Annotated in this window: 15 protein-coding genes; all 15 read right to left on the bottom strand. The window is 45.9% G+C overall.

Going from position 1 to position 18,633, the window contains the following annotated elements:
• The 15 genes from rsmD to PTQ21_RS16165 all read right to left on the bottom strand — a co-directional run bounded on the left by rsmD (position 1) and on the right by PTQ21_RS16165 (position 18,609).
• On the bottom strand, positions 1–612 hold the full coding sequence (gene rsmD / locus PTQ21_RS16235; RefSeq protein WP_063564674.1) for a 16S rRNA (guanine(966)-N(2))-methyltransferase RsmD: 612 nt from the start codon (positions 610–612) through the stop codon (positions 1–3).
• A gap of 42 nt (positions 613–654) precedes the next feature.
• Positions 655–858, bottom strand: coding sequence for a hypothetical protein (locus tag PTQ21_RS16230; protein WP_072733440.1), 204 nt, complete (start codon positions 856–858; stop codon positions 655–657).
• A gap of 93 nt (positions 859–951) precedes the next feature.
• Positions 952–1,377 carry an Imm44 family immunity protein gene (locus PTQ21_RS16225; protein ID WP_274566361.1) on the bottom strand — a complete coding sequence of 142 codons (426 nt, stop codon included), beginning with the start codon at positions 1,375–1,377 and terminating at the stop codon, positions 952–954.
• Between the two features lies 1 nt (position 1,378).
• Complete coding sequence (locus PTQ21_RS16220; RefSeq protein ID WP_139209279.1) at positions 1,379–1,678, bottom strand: hypothetical protein; 300 nt, start codon at positions 1,676–1,678, stop codon at positions 1,379–1,381.
• A 105-nt stretch (positions 1,679–1,783) separates the two neighbouring features.
• Complete coding sequence (locus PTQ21_RS16215; RefSeq protein WP_063564677.1) at positions 1,784–2,089, bottom strand: hypothetical protein; 306 nt, start codon at positions 2,087–2,089, stop codon at positions 1,784–1,786.
• Positions 2,090–2,230: 141 nt separating this feature from the next.
• Complete coding sequence (gene lacZ, locus PTQ21_RS16210; protein ID WP_274566359.1) at positions 2,231–5,278, bottom strand: beta-galactosidase, LacZ type; 3,048 nt, start codon at positions 5,276–5,278, stop codon at positions 2,231–2,233.
• A gap of 175 nt (positions 5,279–5,453) precedes the next feature.
• Entirely contained in the window at positions 5,454–6,284 is an 831-nt protein-coding gene (locus tag PTQ21_RS16205; protein ID WP_274566358.1) for a carbohydrate ABC transporter permease, read from the bottom strand.
• A complete protein-coding gene (locus tag PTQ21_RS16200) occupies positions 6,277–7,164 on the bottom strand; it encodes a carbohydrate ABC transporter permease (RefSeq protein WP_053783937.1) in 888 nt (295 codons plus the stop codon). The genes PTQ21_RS16205 and PTQ21_RS16200 overlap by 8 nt, the downstream gene beginning before the upstream one ends.
• Positions 7,165–7,316: 152 nt before the next feature.
• The gene (locus PTQ21_RS16195; protein WP_371121407.1) at positions 7,317–8,600 is read right to left on the bottom strand and encodes an ABC transporter substrate-binding protein; all 1,284 of its coding nucleotides are present in this window, start codon (positions 8,598–8,600) and stop codon (positions 7,317–7,319) included.
• 373 nt (positions 8,601–8,973) lie between these two features.
• Complete coding sequence (locus PTQ21_RS16190; protein ID WP_063564680.1) at positions 8,974–10,740, bottom strand: cache domain-containing sensor histidine kinase; 1,767 nt, start codon at positions 10,738–10,740, stop codon at positions 8,974–8,976.
• Between the two features lie 19 nt (positions 10,741–10,759).
• Positions 10,760–12,307, bottom strand: coding sequence for a response regulator transcription factor (locus tag PTQ21_RS16185; protein WP_064639103.1), 1,548 nt, complete (start codon positions 12,305–12,307; stop codon positions 10,760–10,762).
• Positions 12,308–12,690: 383 nt separating this feature from the next.
• Positions 12,691–15,774, bottom strand: a complete 3,084-nt coding sequence (locus tag PTQ21_RS16180; protein WP_420800332.1) for a cellulose binding domain-containing protein — start codon at positions 15,772–15,774, stop codon at positions 12,691–12,693.
• 363 nt (positions 15,775–16,137) lie between these two features.
• Positions 16,138–17,034, bottom strand: coding sequence for an SMP-30/gluconolactonase/LRE family protein (locus PTQ21_RS16175; protein WP_274566357.1), 897 nt, complete (start codon positions 17,032–17,034; stop codon positions 16,138–16,140).
• Positions 17,035–17,049: 15 nt separating this feature from the next.
• Positions 17,050–17,712 carry an SGNH/GDSL hydrolase family protein gene (locus tag PTQ21_RS16170; RefSeq protein ID WP_274566356.1) on the bottom strand — a complete coding sequence of 221 codons (663 nt, stop codon included), beginning with the start codon at positions 17,710–17,712 and terminating at the stop codon, positions 17,050–17,052.
• A gap of 99 nt (positions 17,713–17,811) precedes the next feature.
• Positions 17,812–18,609 carry an alpha/beta hydrolase gene (locus tag PTQ21_RS16165; protein ID WP_420800331.1) on the bottom strand — a complete coding sequence of 266 codons (798 nt, stop codon included), beginning with the start codon at positions 18,607–18,609 and terminating at the stop codon, positions 17,812–17,814.
• Positions 18,610–18,633: the final 24 nt, after the last annotated feature.

Genomic DNA, 18,633 nt, shown 5'->3' with positions numbered 1-18,633 from the left:
TCACTCATGAGGAGCCTCCCCTTCCGCTGCGCTAGGTTCTCCATCTTCTGTTGTTGCAGCAGGTGCATAATAATAGATGGATACAGCTGTCTCCCCATACAATGCCTTGCGCGTTTGTTCAAACGGGCCGAATTGCTCAGGGTAACTATATTTGGATTCATATTCAAGCACAATGGTCGCTTCCGGTTCAAGCAGATCCAGTTCGTGCATCGTAAGCATTAACTCGTCCCCATTTTTCATACGGTAGGGTGGATCAAGAAATACGAGATCAAATTGTGTGTTTCGCTTGGCGAGCGCCTTCAATGCACGACTGGCATCATTCCGGTATATGGCCGCCTGATCTTCCAGCTTGGTTGCTTTCAGATTTGCACGGATCACTTCAATACTTTTCGATTCCAAGTCAACAAAAACAGCCTTGTCCATGCCGCGGCTCAGCGCCTCAATACCGAGACCTCCACTGCCTGCAAACAGATCCAATGCTGTACCGCCCTCAAAATAAGGGCCAATCATACTAAACAACGCTTCCTTCACCTTGTCGGTGGTCGGCCGCGTCCCTGTGCCAGGAACAGCCTTCAGCGGTCTGCCTTTCGCACTCCCAGATACCACTCTCACTGATGAGTCACCTTTTCTCTCTATGTAAGTTTATTGATAAAGCTATCGTACCACAATCGGGTTCAGTTTGAAAAATAGTGCGTCTGCTTTCTCTCTAGAAAATTGTTGACGCAATTGTTGACGGATATGTATAAAAAGGAAACTTTCCGGCCATCCTGTAATTATCGACATCACAAGTGTCGTAGACAACCGCGGAGAAGACTTACGTTTCCCCATAAGCTCTTCGTCCGGTTTCTCCTCTCCCATGAAAAAGAAGCTCTCGAAAGAGAGCTTCTTTTTGTTATCTTTATTATGTACCATAACCCCATTGACTAATTATAAAACCACCATCAGAAAACCTTATTCCCGATATTCATCCATACTGGTCTCTAATTCGGATTGTAACCATCCAATTTCTTTAAGCCATTCTTCCATGTCATTGATAAATTCCGTATGGTCCAAGTGTTTGATCTTATATTTCTTTAGTTTGTCGTTCAGAAAAGCATAGAAATAATGACTCAGCTCATATCGCTGTCTGCTTTTGCTAAACGTTTTATACTGATCCTCACTGACTGTCATATCAAAGTAAATCGTATTGTCTCTCTTTGCATATCTGACCGTCGATTTTCTTTCATATTCTTCAGGCAGACATCTGAAAACAAAGAACAGCTCAATGCCACACGCTTGATATTTACTTTCTGCTTTATCAAACACAGGCTGCAATTCATCCGAAAGTGCGGCAACCTGTGTTAACCCTGAGGTGTCTGTCGACTTATCCAGTATCATATTAAAGTCCCTCTTTGTTCATCTCTTTGCTCATCTCTCTGTATTTCCGATTTGAACGGTGCAGGTTAATCATTGAAACCATAAGGAGAACTACAGGCAGCAACATATTCCATGACTGATTCTTAATCATCACAATAGCAAAAAACACCATTGCTGCCCATACCAATATTTCAATTGTTTCATACTTGGTTAACGTACGCTTGAATGCTTTTCTGGAAATAAGACGAATTAGGAAATAAGCGATTAAGCAATAGAATGCGACCATTCCGAGTATGGCAATCAGGGCCAACAACATCTCCATGAACATGCCTCTCATCACCTCTCCACTTCATTTCCTTAATTTTACCATATGAGCGAAAGAGTGTCATCGGAATGCTCCTGCCTGAACTCTTGCACCGCCCCTCATTTACTTCTCTTCACTAATCACTGTCGCGTTATAGATCACAATCCGTTTGCCATCCAGATCAAAAAGTACCTTATTTCCATACTCCGTATCTTGCAAATCAATCTTACCCTCATACGTATGAATCAATTCTCCCGAATTACTGTATACGTTAACCACACGTTCCAGACCCCCGGAGTTGTTGGATCGCATCGTTTTCAGCGCACGTTCACCTGAAGCCGTATTGAAATACCAGATGAAGCATCCCACAATGATGCCTAGTATAACGAGTACCGTTACCCATACACCCGTCTTTGCTTTTCTGCTCAAAATAAACCCCTCCTTTATCCATGTCCAGTACAGTACGAGACAGGTACGGTAGCGGTTTCATAGCTCATCATCTGATAACAGCAAACAGAGGCCCCCAGTTTTGGAGACCTCTGTCCTTTAGCTACATCTTATATAGCGCTATTACAGCGCACGAATGACAAATTCAAATTGCAGTTCGCCGTCCGAGATGATGCGGTATTCCGGATGAACCGGTGCTCCCCAGCTATCGTCACCACCTACGCCCATTTGTTTGCCGGTTACCGTTACAACCGTATAATGCACCGGAGGCAGCTCATACGCATGTTGGGCATTCTCCAGCTCAAATGCCGTATAAGGAGATACATTCAGCTCAACTGGAGCTGCAGCAGATTCAATTTTAAAGCCACGTCCCGCGTTGTCGGTCAATTTAGCCCAACGTACACCCGTACGGTTGCCCGACTCCTGCGGTACAAGATATGGAGCAACGGTATCCGTTACTTTGCTGTCATGGATACCCAGACGAGCGCCAAATGCACGGTCCGCATAGTTTTCTTCAGGTCCCATCGCCAGCCATTCCACATTTTCAAAGTCCGGCGAAGTTTTGAAGGAGAGCGCATGAATCGGAAGATCTGGCAGACCTGCCGTTCCTTTATACGTATTATGCACATGCACACTACCATCTGCACGGACGGTATAAGCCACTTTCACTTGTACATCTGCCGAAATATTAAGTTTGTACGTGAATTCGATCCGATATTGATCCGTGTTTTGTTCCGCTTTCCAGTTCACACATCTAGGCAGCAGACTTGCAGCATACCAAGCCCCAAGCTCGAAGCCCATAGCAGTACCCTTATCATTATCGGTGGTCGCACGCCAGAACAATGGCATTGGAGGCTGTGCAATCGTCTCTTGACCTGACAGCTTCAGGGATACCAATGTTCCGAAAGCCTTGGAGAACAGGACATGGGTCTGACCTACCCTTACCCCGATATTAACGTCCCCTTCAACGACCTGAATTTCATTTGTCAGGTTCAGATCGGACTCCACAATTTCCGACTTTTCCTGAGCAAATACAAACTGTCCAAAGGCAACTTCCTCGCCTTTTTCTGCCCACAATGTTGCTGCTTTTAATACAAACGCGGTATTCACTGCGTATTCCCCGCCAGCAAGAGATTCCACATCAAGTGGAAGTTTCACAACGGTCTCGCTTTGTGGACCCACGTTTACCTCAAACGTTCCATGCAGCACTTCGTGACCTTCCCGATCCAGACTGTATACCAGTTCGAATTCAGATGTGTCTGCAAACAAATTATCGTTAACGATTTTCACGCCTTCCCGATCCGGGAACAGCTTGATGTTCTGGTACAGGAATTTGACTTCCTGCATCTTGGCAGACACTCTGCGGTCTGCGTACACAATGCCGTCTCCACAGAACGAATAGTCCGAAGGACGATCACCGAAATCTCCGCCATAAGCAAGGAACTCTTTGCCGTAACGATCTTTTTTGTATATGGCTTGATCAATGTAATCCCAAATGAATCCGCCCTGATACATCGGATACTTGTCTTCGAGTTCCGTATACTTATGCATACCGCCAATGGAGTTACCCATGGCATGCATATACTCACAGCTGATATATGGCTTTTCCGGATTCGCGTTCAAGAATTCCTCAATGTCGGCCGGTTTGGCATACATACGTGATTCCATATCGCTCGTGTCGTTGAAGCGACGATCGTGGAACACACCTTCATAATGAACAAGACGTGTAGGATCAGCCGATTTGAAATATTGCGAAACTTTATAAATCACTTCACCACCATGAGACTCGTTACCACAAGACCAGATCAGAATGGACGGATGATTTTTATCCCGCTCTACCATCGACACCGCACGATCCATAACGATATCATGCCACTCTGGACGGTCGCCAGGAATAACCCACGAAGGCTCAACTGCACCCAGTTTTTGCCATGATCCGTGTGTCTCCAGGTTCATTTCATCAATCACATACAATCCATATTCATCACACAGTTCATACCATAGGCTTTGGTTTGGATAGTGAGATGTACGAACAGCGTTCATATTGTTTTGTTTGATCGTCTGAACATCCCACAGCATATCTTCCTTGGTTACAGCGCGTCCGCGACGCGGATTGAATTCGTGACGGTTTACCCCTTTGAAGACAATACGTTTACCATTGATGTGCATCACTTTATCGATCATTTCAAATGTACGGAAGCCAACGGCCTGAGGTAGAACTTCCACCAGTTCGCCCGCTGCATCATATACTTGAATGTACAGACGATACAGGTAAGGAATCTCCGCGCTCCACAGGTTTACTTGGCCAATCTCCTCACGAAGACTCACCAGACCATTGGTAACTTCAATCCCGCCAAATGTTTTCACCGTGTTGCCTTCAGCATCCCTTAGTTCAGCGTTCACTTTGGCTCCAGCAGCAGCTTTTCCTTCAAGCTTCAGATCCACGTTTAACGTACCATGGGTATAAGACTTGTCCAAATCCGTTACAACCCGCACATCGCGAATATGCGCAGCCGGCACAGTATACAGATACACATCTCTGAAAATGCCTGAGAACCGCCAGAAATCCTGATCCTCCAACCAACTGCCTGTGCTGCGTTGATACACTTCCACAGCCAGTTTATTCTCTCCGTCCTGGAGGAATGGTGTCAGATCAAAATCGGATGGTGTAAAGCTGTCTTCCCCATACCCGACAAACTGTCCGTTAAGCCATACATAGAATGCAGATTCTACACCCTGAAACGAAATATATACCGGACTGTTCTGCCAGCCTGTTGGCAAATGGAATGTGCGAATATAACTGCCTACCGGGTTTTGGTCCTGCGGCAATGCAGGTGGACGCAGATCGTTTAAGCCATCCCAAGGGTATTGAGTATTTACGTATTGGATCTGACCGTAGCCTTGGAGCTGAATATGCCCCGGTACTTCAATATCATCCCAACCAGCATTGGAGAACTCCTGCTTATAAAAAGCTTCGGGGCGGCAATCCGGACGGATTGCATAATTAAATTTCCACGTTCCGTTAAGGTTGTAGCGCATAGCCATTTCACCGGATGCTTTCGCTTCTTCCATAGTACGGTAATAGCGATGATCCGAGTAAGCGTTAAGGCGGTTTACTTCAAAAACGCTTACATCGCCCAGCCAGTTAATATCTGCATGTGTTGCTTTCATTCGGCTCTCTCTCCCTCTTGAAACAAATATATTTATTACTTATTCAGTACAGATTCTTATTTTCCTTTTACGAAACAAACATAAACAAACAGAAAGACAGAGGCACGCCATGTCTGGCGTCCTCTTCTCTCCTCTTCTACATTGACGTCCATTCAGACGGTTTAATGATGATGCATTACTTAACGGAACCAACCATACCTGCGACAAAGTGTTTTTGCATAATGAAGAATACAATGGCTGTCGGTAATGTCGCGATGACGATGGCGGTCATGATGACACCATAATCCGGTGAATAGCTGGAACCGAGGTTCGAGATTAACAACGGAATCGTCTGTTGGTCTGGCGTTTGTAGCACCACGAGAGGCCAGAGGTAGTTATTCCAGCTGCTCATGAATGTGATGATCGCAGCGGCTGCATATGTTGTTTTCATCGTTGGCATGTAGATCTTCAGGAAGATCCCAATTTCGCTCAAACCATCAATCCGGCCAGCTTCAAGCATCTCTTTCGGGAACATTTTGGTGTTCTGACGGAAGAAGAAGATTAGGAACGCCGTTGTGATGGTCGGCAGAATAACTGCGGCCATGGTGTTGATACCGATGAACGGTGCAAAACCAGAGATCGTAGCAAACATCCGGTATAAAGGAACCATCAGCGCTGCGAACGGAATCATCATCGACAGCAACAGAATGTTAAATACGATATCACGTGATTTCGTCCGATATACTTCGAATCCATAACCGGCCAAGGAACCAATCAGCAAAGCAAGAATCGTGGAAATAACGGAAACAATCGCCGAATTTCCAAGAGCCTGTACCAGATTGGTTGAATCCAGCAATTTGTTGAAGTTATCAAGGAAAACCGATCCAGGAAGCAGTCTGCCTTTGGTGACATCTACAGAAGCATTGGTCGAACTGACAAGCATCCAGAAGAACGGGAAGATGGACACAAATGCAACGATGGACAGAAAGACATATGTGAATATACGTTTTGCTTTTGCTTTAGCCATTTCTCTCACCTGCCACTTTGAACTGGATAATGGACAATACGATAATCATCAGCACGATGGAATACGAAACGGTTGCCGCATATCCGAAGTCCGGTGAATATTTGAACGAAAGGTTATAGATGTACTGGGAAATGGACATCGTCGCATTACCCGGACCACCTTTGGTAATGTTCATAATCTCATCGAAAATTTGCAATGTACCAATCGTCGATGTAATGGAGGTGAACAGGATAATCGGTTTGAGCAATGGAACGGTAATTTTGAAAAATTGCGTGAAAGCATTCGCGCCATCAATCCGTGCAGCTTCATAGATCGACTGATCAATGTTCTGAAGAGATGACAGATAGAAAATCATGTTATATCCGGTCCAACGCCAAGTAACGGCGATTATAATCGTAATTTTAGCCCAGAACGGGTCAGTGATCCATTGAATCGGTTCAGCAATCACGTGCAGATTCATCAGGAATTGGTTAACCATACCGTCAGAAGAGAACAGATATTTGAATACGACAGAGTAGGCAACCAATGAGGTTACGCAAGGCAGGAAGATAGCAGTACGGAAGAAGCTACGGAAGCGTAACGTACTGTCATTCAATAAAACGGAAATAAACAAACCGAGAATAATCATGACAGGCACTTGAATGATCAAGTACAGAAATGTATTGGATACAGCAGTTCGGAACGTTGTATCAATGAATAATCTTTTATAGTTATCCAGGCCCGTAAATTCAAGATTGGCTCCTACACCCGACTTGAACGATAAGAGCAGCGCTTGCAGCATCGGATAGAAGTAAAATGCAACGATCCCGATAACAGCGAGCGATATAAAAGCCCATCCAGTCAAATTATTTTTCTTTTGCAGACTGTCTCCTGTATTCATGGCTTTGGCTTTCACAGTATGGCTCCTCTCTCTCCGTGTAACATGGATAGAACCCAGGGAGCCTCCACCATGTCCGGGTCGGCTATTGCTTGTGCCAGACAGTGGAACGGCTCCGATGCTTCCTTGGGTTCTATAAGTTACCGTGGATCATCTTAGTTTAATTGTGCTTCAGCTTGTTTCTGTGCATCAGCCAGAACGTCATCAATCGCTTTGCCGTTCAGGAAGTTTTGCATTTCAACAACCAAAATGTCCTCGATGGCATATGTGTTGATACCGTAGTTTACGCTAGGGATTTCTTGTGTCCATTTTGCAAAATCAGCAAACACTTTTTGTCCACCGAAGAACTCGTCGGCTTTATCAAATGCTTCGCCTTCTGCCGCCGGTTTGTACGTGCCGATTGCACCAATGTTGTTCAGCAAATCTTGATACAATTGTTTATCAGAACCGAATGTTTTACCCATGAAGTCAGCCGCTTGGTCTGCACCAGCAACATTATTCATAACGTACCAAGAGCTGCCACCCAAGTTCGATGCGTGTACAGAATTCGATTGTCCAGCCATTTTAGGAAGTGGTGCTACCGCCCATTTGCCAGATTGCGATGCTTCTTGACGCACGGATGGTGTAATCCAGTTTCCTGTAGGAATGGTAGCAACATCACCATTGTTGAATGCTGCCACGAATTGGCTCCAGTCGGAGTTCAACTTAACGATATTTGCATCCATCATTGCTTTGTACGTTACAAATGCTTCTTTCAGTGCTGCATTGCCAGCCAGATCAGGTGTTTTACCATCTTCTTTGGAATACCATGAACCTGCGGATTGAATCATCATACGGATCAGACCCAAATCGTTAGGATCAAGTGTGATCAGATCTTTGCCAGTTTTGGCTTTCACATCTTTACCGATTTTGATGTAATCATCCCATGTGATGTCCTGAAGGTCAGCTGCTTTGTAGCCTGCTTGCTCCAGCAAATCTGTTCTGTAGTAGAGACCTGTTACACCAGAGTCAAACGGAACACCAAACTGTTTGCCATCAAAAGCGGTTGGTCCCAGTTTGTACTCTGCGAAATCGGAAGCTTTGATTGTAGAGGACATATCTTTAAATGCATCAGGGTAAGCGTTCAGGAAACTTTGTGCACGGTAATCTTCAATCAGAACAATGTTCGGAAGGCCGCTGCTTGTTCCCGAGTTCAAACCTGTATTCAGCTTTTGGATAATATCAGCTTGAGCATATTCAATGATGTTGATTTTCAGATCAGGATTTTGTTTTTGATAGGCTTCTTTTGCTGTTTCTAATGCAGCGACGTTAAACGCTTTATCCCAAGCCCAGATCGTAATTTCATTAGCGGTTTTTTCACCCTCACTTGCCTTGTTCCCTCCACCACCGGAAGAACATGCAGACAACAGCAGGACAGTAACGAGCATCAGTACCCACATTTTTTTCAAACGATTCAACTCCCCTTCGACCTCTTTGTGTGTAATTTGTTTGCGTTTTCTGAAAGCGTTTGCTCTCGATGAATTCATCTTATCATTCCCAAATCTTCATTCGTTAGTAATAATTTTGTGTTGATTTGTCATCTTATTGCCACAATGAAAACCTTTACAGAAACCGCTTGCATTAATTTTGTTTTTTTGTAATTTTTTTTGATTTTGTACTTTTTTAATCTGAATATTTTACAAGTCTGGCTGAATTCTTACGCTCTGAGCACCAAAAAGGCCCTCCCGTGTTGTCAACGACAACCCAGGAAGACCTTCTATAAAGCCACCTTTTCATAAAAATAACGACCTTGTATTCACTCAAAAGCTATTATTAGCTCGTAATCAACGGAAGTGTAACAGTAACCCTTGTACCCTCTCCCGGTTTGCTCATTATGGTTACACCATAAGGTGCCCCGTACAATAGCTCTATGCGATCATGTACATTCCGGATACCAATACCACTAAACAATTGCCGATTATTCTTCGGATTGGGCAGCGACTCACCCATGGAGAATCCTTCTATCCCGTCCCCGTTATCCATAATCTCGCAAATCAATGACTCTCCGGCTCTGGAGACCATCACATGAATAGTGCCTGTTTCCTTGGAAATGAATCCATGGAAGAAGGCATTCTCGATAAAGGGCTGAATCACCAGTTTGGGTACATGATAATGTGTACAATCCGGAGCTACGTAGAAGGCTGCTTTAATGCGCCCTCCGTATCGGACATGATTAATGAATACATAGTTTTTCAGGTTTTCGACCTCTTGCTCCACCGTTATCGTCTCACTCACGTTACTAATCGTATTCTGCAATAAGGAGATTAACGCATTGATGGTTTCGGCAGCCCTATCCTTGTTGCCTTGCTGAACCAGGACTTTCACGGAAGCCAGGGTATTGTACAGGAAATGAGGATTAATCTGGCTTTGCAGCGCCGCCAGCTCGGCATTTCGTTGCTCCCGCTGTGTAAGTACCAGCTGATCCACATAGTCATGAAGTTCGTCCAGCATGTAGTTATAGGCGTGACCTAACTGTCGACTCTCATAACTCCCACTGACTGGAATATAGTTGTCCAGATCACTTTTGGTTATATTGGACATCTGCTTCACAAGTCTGCGCAGCGACTTCGTGATCTGATTCGTAATAAGGAACACGAGTATGAGAGCTCCGGCTACAATGGCTGCACAGATCAGAGCAATTGTCTTCATGTCAATCAGCTGCCCCATCGCGAGATCCTTATCGACGACGTTTACAATATAAAACCGATAAAATGGTAAGTACTCGGACAATACCACACTGTCCTGATCCATGACCCGTGCATTTACACCTTTTACACTTTCGTTATTCATTTCTCTGGCATAGGTCAGCAATTCGAGTTGAGTGGTGCCGATCCACTCTTCACGATTGGACGATACAATCTCACCCGTATCATTCAGAATAACCACATCATTGCCCCTGCTCGTGAAACTGCTATAGAACTGACGAAATGCGTTCTCTCTCATGGTGACATACAACGTACCATAGAGTCGGTTTTCAGCACGATCCGTCAATGCCTTGGTCGCTGAGATCATCTGCTGGGCAGTCTCATCATTCGTCTGATAGTCGTCAAAAATGATCCGGTTCGGACTGGCCGCTGCTTCCAGCGTAATCGGCTGCTCTTTCAATTCATCTGCTGATAAACGAAGATGAGATCGATCGGTGGAATACGTACGCCCATTAATACCGCTAATCGTTATACCAACTTCATAGGACTCCGTAATTGATTGAATCCGGTCCATCGTTTCTCTCATATTATAATAGGATTTTGCCATCGTGAGGGAGTCACCCTCCCCCTCAGACAGATAACCACGAATTGCCCCGCTTTGGCTAACATTATTGGATACAGCAGCAATCGCATCGTTGAAGGATTCAAAGTTCGTTTTGATCTGGCTAAGTACCTTGGAGTTCGTAATACTGAACGTCTCGGTAAACAGCTTGGTCGACATATGAATCGATGTCCATAGAATGAGCACGGAGACAAGAATGATGCTAACGAACATAACGAGGAACAGTTTTGGGAAAAGTCCAAGCCTTGAGAATGCATTCATCCATTTCTTCATTTATTTCTTCCTTCTGACGTTATGCCCAGAATTTTCGCCGGTATCGGCTCGGTGACAGTCCGGTAAATTTTTTGAACACCTTGCAAAAGTAACTGTGGTCGGAATACCCTACCATGCTGCTAATTTCGGAAATGGTAACATCGTCTGAGCGGAGGAGTTCCTCTGCCTTTTCAATCCGAATTTTATTCAAATATTCGTTAAAGCCTTCTTTTTTGTGTGAAGAGAAATAACTGGACAAGTACGATGGATTAAAATGAAAATGCTTGGCTACTTCGGCAAGTCCGAGTGGCTGATCAAAGTGCTGATGCATATATTCCAGCAGCATTTTCATATTCGGATCACTTCGTCTTGCGCCCTCTCCAGTGGTGCACTCCTGTACCTCAGCCATGAACTGATCCAGCACATTCATCGCTTCTGTTAGACTAGAGGCGCCATCCACATGTTTGAAATAGGCATACTTGCTCTCTTCCAGTGCAGCGGACTGCACATCCATATCTGCCAACGTAATGGTCACGTTAAAGATCAGATTGCCCAGAAAGGACTTAATTTCAAACACATCCGCAATATAATCCCGCCCCAACGTAAGGGCATGCTCCTGCAAATATTCTCTTGCGGCTTCTGTTCTATTTCGCTTCACATGCTGCAAAAACATGTTCACATTGAACTGATATCCTGCAGGGTGAAGAGGCGGAAGTTCGCCATACACCAGAATAGATCGGTCCTCATAATAAAAGCGATACTCCATTAGCTTGATCAGACGTGTTCGATATACGTCCCCCATCTCTTCAAATGAAGAGAAGCTGTCGCTCAGCACCCAGCAAGGTCCGTCCTGCCCGTCCTTATTCTCGCTCGCCAACTCCTTAATTCGCTGCACCATCCATTCATCCTTCGCAGGCTCAACATTAAGGAGCACCACTGGCGAGGTACCTTCGGCCGGAACGATTGCGCACTCCACGTCGGGGAGCAGATCCCGTAACCTGGACTCCAATTGCTCGTTATCCAGCTTGTGCACACGTACTTGTGTATCCTGCGGCTTATATACGAGTAAGCGGAAGCATCGGTGAGGAAACGTCTCCCTAATCATAAGCAACTCATTATCCTCATCCAACGTAAAACCGGACAGCATTTTCTCCATCAGTTGTCCGAGCCTCCACCCATCATGAGAAGGCTCAAACTGCAATTCGGGAATTTTGCCAGCCGTACGCTGAAGTACTTGTAATAATTCATTGGTATCCAGTTTGGGTTTCAATATATAGTCTGCTGCTCCATTTTGGAGCGTTGAACGTACATATTCAAATTCACTGAAGCTGCTAAGTACGATAACCTCAATCTGCGGATGACTGGCTTTTAACGTCCTGACAAATGTTTCCCCATCCATCACAGGCATTACGATGTCCGTAATGACAATATCCGGCTGTAATGAGTGTACCTGTTCAAGCCCTTCTTCCCCGTTGGAAGCTTCACCTACAATCTGAAAACCTTCAGCTTCCCAGTTCATATGGTGCTTAATGCCTTGCCTTACAAGAAACTCATCGTCAACAATCAGCACCTTACACAACCGGTTCATGACCCTTGACCCCCTTGTCTAATCTTTCTTCTATGTCTGTTCAAGATATACCATCATATATCGGATAGAATGGCTTCCCCGTGTTAGCGGTTACATTAATTTAAAAGTTTTGTACTTCTTTTTATATCTCAAAACGAACGTTTAAGCAATGGTAGGCATTTTGCATAAATCCATAGAGCGACTTTCAATCAGCAAGATTTTTATCTTGTACCCGGGAGTGAGTTGATTCGAATAATGCAAAATGCTAACGGAAACTCACTTTAGTGTACACTATATTTCGACAAAATAAGAAGCCCCGGCCCGCCATGAATCATTTTCGGCGAGCCAGGACTTCTTATCGATATACGTTTAAATTAAGTCATACTTTCATTTCAAGTTCAGGTCTAAGGTTCGATACCCCATTGAAGACTTCCGGCAATATATCCCGTTACTTTGTTCCAGTCAGTATAGGCTGTTTGACTTGGAGCAAACGAATAATCATCCGTCTGAGTGTAGTTGGTCCAGTCTGTTTTGGAGAACCGTGCCTGAATTTCAGTACTTTGCCCCGCTGCCAATGAACCCGCAGAAGTTTTGAAGCCAATCTCCAGCACGGAATCTGCTCCGGTCACTGGGGTCGACAGCGCGCTAAACGCCCCTGTAACATTGTCGTTTCCAGCTGTTGCCCAGTCACAGAAAAAGTTTTGGGCTTGAGCGCCATTGATCGTATAATAGTAACGAATTTTGACGTCGGAAAGATTAATGGCCGAAGTACCTGTATTCGTTAATTTGATCTTAGGATTAATGGAGTTCCACGTTGCTGAATTCGTTCCATTAAACATCTCAATTCGAATGGCTCCTGCGGGTACAGCCGTCGTGTCTTTGATCGTCAGATTTAGGATCGCATCATTGCCTGCACTGAAATGAAAGGTTAACGCCGCGCTTCCCTTGGACAAAGAAGCCAGATAGGTTTTACTCAACACGACCTGATTGCCCGATAATGTGTAATCCGTACCTGAAACCAGCGTTGTATTGCCATTACGTATTGCACTAAAAGTGTTTCCGTTCAGTGTCAACGTTACAGGAATATCTACCTGATTGCCTGTATTTTTATCAAATTCCGCATTCACTGGTGTGATGGCCGAACTGTTCACCGGAGTCTCGCCTCCACCTTCTCCACCGCCATTGTTCCCACCAATACGGTCAGCATATAAAATGCCTCGTCCATTCGTACCCAGATACACTCTTCCATACAAACGTGGATCACCTGTAATCGTGGTCACACGTGCATATTGATGCTGATTATCGTTAATCCGTACCCAATTCGCCCCGCCGTCATCGGAACGGAAAAATCCACGTGTTCCATCAATCTTAGCAATCGTGTACAGCGCGACCACGTTCTGCCCAGGTGCCGCTTTACCAAAACCGATGCTGTCCGCTTCCTCCACATTTGCAAGCTTGGTAAAGGTCGCTCCTGAATCGGTGGAATGCCACAGACCATATGGCCCTTCCTCTTCACTGCCGCCTGCAAACCAAAGTTCGCCTTCCGTTCCTGGAACAGCGTCCAGATCCGCGTTACCTTCTACCGGAAGCCCAGTTGCCGCAGATGCAGTGAAGGAGGCACCACCATTGGTGCTCACATAGACTTTACCGGCAGCAAATCCATAGAATTTGTTCGAATTTACCCGGTCGGAGATCACTTTTGCCTGTGCGGGTATACCTGAACTCGCTGTCCATGAGTTGCCGCCAGTGGAATAATGCACACCCTTGTCCGACGTGCTCCATACAAGTCGATTACCATTTGCCGAGATAGCTACGGTTCCTCCTCCGGTTGTACCGGCAGGCTCTGCGTTTGCCTTATACCACGTGGTCCCACCATCGCTGGATAAACCAATGGATTTTGCATTCGGATCAGCAGTATAGTCTGCTTTACCAACGCGAACCATGGTATTCGGACTTAACTCTGCAAAATCCAGACTTTCCGTAGAAGAGTAGTTGGGGCTGGTAAACATCGTAGCTGGTGACTGATCCAGATTGTTATGACGGAATCCCGAGACATCCCCTACCCCACTTAACAAATGTGCACCGCTTGGCGGGCTGATCAGATCCAGAACCGCGATCTCCTCGACCCCTTTGGCCATCACTGAAATATTGATTTTGTTGCCGTCATCCCAGTCTGTCAGATTTTTCGTGCCGTAGATGGTCGCACCTGTTCCATACATCATGCGGTCAGAGTCAAACGGGTCAATCTCCAGATCGCCAATCATCCAGCCCAGCTTTGGAGAAACTTCAGGCGGTGCAGGATTCGTCCCAAAGGTCAACCAAGGAGCGGCCGAAATATCCTGTGTATAGCGCATTTTACGGTTTGGATATCCTTCAAATTCCCAAATGCGGGTCCAAGTAGCTCCACTGTCCGTACTGCGGAACAGATTCGCGTCAGGCCACCAAGAGTTGAGGGTTGCCACCATCAGTGTACCAGGATGCTGAGCATCTACAGCCAGTCCGCCGTATCCAAAATAATTGTCCGAGCTGCTGCTCGGCACTGGACTAATGTTGGTCCATACCCCTGTAGTCGTATTTAGTTTCCAGAGGTCTCCCTTTTCCCCATCATAAGGGCCTGCACCATCGCTGTATGAAATATAGAGATTTCCATTGGCATCCAGTTCACCGTGATGAGGTAAATACCCTGTAGGCTGTCCAGCAACAGCAGTCCACGTTGCGCCTCCATTTGTACTGCGGTATATGCTTTGATTTTTGTCGGCTACCCCGACATAGATGGTCTGTGTTGCCTGTCCAGCAGAACCTGTTGATTTGTCAAACGTGATCCAAGAAAGACCCACGATGTCACTGGTATATTCATAAGACGGGTCTTCTACATACGTACCGGGATTCGGGAAGCTCGTTACTTTGTTCCAGGTTACGCCGTAATCCGTACTTTTCCAGAGTCCGTTGCCACTACGTGCACCAAAATACAAAATGCTATTTTTATTCGGATCAACGGTCAGGCGTTCCCCCATGGAACGTCCCGGCATGTTACCGCCGACTTTGAACGGAAGAGTGGTGGTCTGCCAAGTATCACCGCGGTCCGTAGAGCGCAAGATGGAGCCGTTGTTTTTGTCCCATGAATTCGTGTACGTGCCGACAGCCATATACACTCGATTCGGATCAACCGGGTCTGTTGCCAGCGCATCGACACCGTTTTTGTTCCAATCATCCCAGCCGACAAAATCAGTAAGTGGAATCCAACTCTCATTCGCAGGATTCCAGCGATAGGCTCCCCCGATATCCGTCCGGGCATAGATCAAATCTTTCTCTGACTCATTGAAAATAATCCCCGGCACAAAACCCCCACCAGCCCCGGTCACGACATTTTTCCACTGGTATGAATCACTAGGTGCCGCATCTGTTGTTCCAGCGAGTACTCCCAACGAAACTGCTGCAACAGCAACCGTCAAACTCATCACCCGCAGCTTTCCCAAAAACGTTTTCATAATTACTTAGCCTCCTCTTCAAATATATTCATCGCATCCGGTAAACCCCGCTGTGTCATCATGTTGATGAGTGCAGTGTCAGACATTTAATGCATTGGAACAGGCAACCAGCCCCACCTCCTTTCCATTTTTATAAAACGCTTTCATAAATCAATTTTGATTACCATTCATTGGATTAACCTTGCAATAAATAACATTCGATGGCAATTAAAAAACCCCTTCTGCCCAAATTCTATTTTTTGTATTTTTTTCTGCATATCGCTTTTGAAAACATAAAAAAAGGATGCTGTTTAAACAGCACCCTTCTCCATTGATAAATATTTTATAGACGAAGAACAAAATTCTAGTAACACTGTCCTTCATTTATTTCGTATCCGACTGTGCTCCCCCGCCAAAAGCGTAGGTTTTCTGCCCTTTCACACCCGGTTTAATTACAAATAGAGATCCAGCATTCGGCGTCTCCGTCAGCCGCTCTTCTCGAATACCGATTCGGGCAGTCGTAATATATAAGTCCTCCAACTCCGGCCCTCCGAAACAGCAGGATGTCACCTGATCTGCAGGTACCTCAATCTGTTGCATCAGCTCTGCTGTATGCGGATTCCAGCGAGTAACTCTTCCTCCGCCCCAGTGGGCAACCCACAGCATTCCCTCACTGTCTACAGTCATTCCATCCGGATAGCCAAATTCCTCCGGTATAGCAATTACACTTGTCCGGTTCGTTATCTCTCCAGCAGCCAGATCAAAATCAAAACGGTCAATGGATCGTGTCGGCGTATCAATGTAATACATCTTCTGTTGATCCGGGCTCCAGCCCAAACCATTGGATGTGGATACATCCCTGAACAACGTTCGAACAGGCTGTCCTTCCTCCAGGCAATAAAATGCCCCTGCCTTGCTTTCATTGTTCATGCTCATCGTCCCTGCCCAGAAGCGTCCAAGAGCGTCACACTTCCCGTCATTGAAACGGTTGTTGTCTTTGCCTTTCTCCGGATCTTCAATCGGCTGTAACTCTCCCGTGAGCAAGTTATAGCTGTGGAAGCCACTGCGCAAAGCAACGACAACCTCATCATCATGGTATGGCACAACCGCACCTACATGCTCGCCAACATCATAAGTCCGATCTTCTCCTGTAGCTGGAACGTATACATGGATCTTGTAGCTTTCAATATCCACCCATAATAATCGATTGTGTTCAGCATCCCAGCTAGGACCTTCGCCCAACAGTGCCGGGGTATGTACTGCAATGTTCAAATCGCTCATGCCATCACGTCCTTTTTAAGATTTGACGCCGCCTGACCATTCGAAACCAATGGCATCCAAGAACGCTTTGGAAAGCACCATATGGCCTGTTGCATCGGGATGAACCCGATCGTAAGTCAGCACAGACGTATAGAAATGATCCCAGAATGGAGTAAATGCAGCCTGTGTATCCACGAAAATGGCGTCATATTCAGCGGCTACTCTACGAACAGCCTCACCGTATATATCCATCGTAGCCCGCATCGGATCTTCCGGATTGGCTTCCAAATAATAAGGAGACATCAGAACAAGTCCTTTCAACCCAGGACGAACAGAAGCAACCAGATCTCGTAGTGTGGATTCATACTCTTCCAGAAAAACTTGCGATTCTGTGGATAACGGATTGTCAAATTGACGCCATACATCATTGATCCCGATCATAATCGTTAGCCAATCCGGTTTGAGATCAAGCACATCACGGTCCCAGCGCTGCTTCAAATCCCGGATTGTATTCCCACTATTACCCACATTCTGAATCCGCAGCATCAATTCCGGATAGATGGAACGCAGCAAGGCATACACTTGCGCCACATAGCCGTGCCCCAGTCCAGAACTCCCTTCACCAATAGGATGTTCACGGCCACAATCTGTGATTGAATCTCCGATAAAAAGCAGCTTATCATTCTTTTGCAATTTCATTGTCGTTTTCTCCTTCGCTCTCATAAGCGTTAAAATATGTGAGATCACTCGTATTCACATTTCATATTCAGGAAAGACATAGATCAGCCAAGTGCCGGGTTACCACCCTTGATTCTTAAGCCAGGTCAGGCACAGATCAGACCAAGCCCGAACGGCATGGTCATCCTCTGCCAATCCCAAACCATGTGAACCTTTTTCAAATACATGCAAGTCATATGGTATACCGTGTGCACCCAGGGCAAGCGCGTAACGCAAACTGTTTTCTACAGGGACCGCTTGATCATCACTCGTATGCCAGATGAATGCTTCAGGAGCGTCGGCTTTCACCTGCTGCTCCGCACTGAAAGCCTTGATCTGTTCAGCAGACACATCTGGCCCAAGCAGATTTTCACGAGAACCGGCATGTCCATAGGAGTCCATCGTAATTACCGGGTAACAAAGAATAACCCGATCCGGGCGTGAACTCTCCCTTTCAATAGGGTCTTCATGATTTGGTTGACCCTCGTCATACAAGGTTCCCAACGTGGCTGTAAGATGACCGCCCGCCGAGAAACCAAGCACGGCAATTTTGGAAGGTTGAATGCCATATTGCTCGGCATGAGCCCGTACATATCGGATCGCACGCTGACCATCTGTCATGGGTGCCGGATGCTGGTGAGGCGCCACACGGTACTTCAGCACAAATGCGCTAATTCCCGCACGGTTCAGCAATTCAGCGATTGGCGCTCCTTCATGATCGGCCAAAAATCCATAGCCCCCACCCGGACATATAATGACAGCGCTCTCGGAACCCGGCTGAATAAATGGAATCAGATGGGGCATTTCATCCTCATGACCCTTGGCCGCATAAGGTGCTGCATGATCCCACAATGGTATAGTTGTTGTCACTTCTATCATCCTCTCTAGGTTGAACGGATACGT

Origin of the sequence: Paenibacillus marchantiae (genome assembly GCF_028771845.1) — a bacterium.
GTDB classification, from domain to species: domain Bacteria; phylum Bacillota; class Bacilli; order Paenibacillales; family Paenibacillaceae; genus Paenibacillus; species Paenibacillus marchantiae.
The sequence above is the reverse complement of the archived record's forward strand: the minus strand, read 5'-3'. Positions and strand labels throughout refer to the sequence as shown.

Bases quoted from the DNA above. Each gene is read 5' to 3' on its own strand.
- PTQ21_RS16230 (WP_072733440.1), bottom strand. From the start codon at position 858: ATGGGAGAGGAGAAACCGGACGAAGAGCTTATGGGGAAACGTAAGTCT.
- PTQ21_RS16225 (WP_274566361.1), bottom strand. From the start codon at position 1,377: ATGATACTGGATAAGTCGACAGACACCTCAGGGTTAACACAGGTTGCC.
- PTQ21_RS16220 (WP_139209279.1), bottom strand. From the start codon at position 1,678: ATGGAGATGTTGTTGGCCCTGATTGCCATACTCGGAATGGTCGCATTC.
- lacZ (WP_274566359.1), bottom strand. From the start codon at position 5,278: ATGAAAGCAACACATGCAGATATTAACTGGCTGGGCGATGTAAGCGTT.
- PTQ21_RS16205 (WP_274566358.1), bottom strand. From the start codon at position 6,284: ATGGCTAAAGCAAAAGCAAAACGTATATTCACATATGTCTTTCTGTCC.
- PTQ21_RS16200 (WP_053783937.1), bottom strand. From the start codon at position 7,164: ATGAATACAGGAGACAGTCTGCAAAAGAAAAATAATTTGACTGGATGG.
- PTQ21_RS16195 (WP_371121407.1), bottom strand. From the start codon at position 8,600: ATGTGGGTACTGATGCTCGTTACTGTCCTGCTGTTGTCTGCATGTTCT.
- PTQ21_RS16190 (WP_063564680.1), bottom strand. From the start codon at position 10,740: ATGAAGAAATGGATGAATGCATTCTCAAGGCTTGGACTTTTCCCAAAA.
- PTQ21_RS16185 (WP_064639103.1), bottom strand. From the start codon at position 12,307: ATGAACCGGTTGTGTAAGGTGCTGATTGTTGACGATGAGTTTCTTGTA.
- PTQ21_RS16180 (WP_420800332.1), bottom strand. From the start codon at position 15,774: ATGAAAACGTTTTTGGGAAAGCTGCGGGTGATGAGTTTGACGGTTGCT.
- PTQ21_RS16175 (WP_274566357.1), bottom strand. From the start codon at position 17,034: ATGAGCGATTTGAACATTGCAGTACATACCCCGGCACTGTTGGGCGAA.
- PTQ21_RS16170 (WP_274566356.1), bottom strand. From the start codon at position 17,712: ATGAAATTGCAAAAGAATGATAAGCTGCTTTTTATCGGAGATTCAATC.
- PTQ21_RS16165 (WP_420800331.1), bottom strand. From the start codon at position 18,609: ATGATAGAAGTGACAACAACTATACCATTGTGGGATCATGCAGCACCT.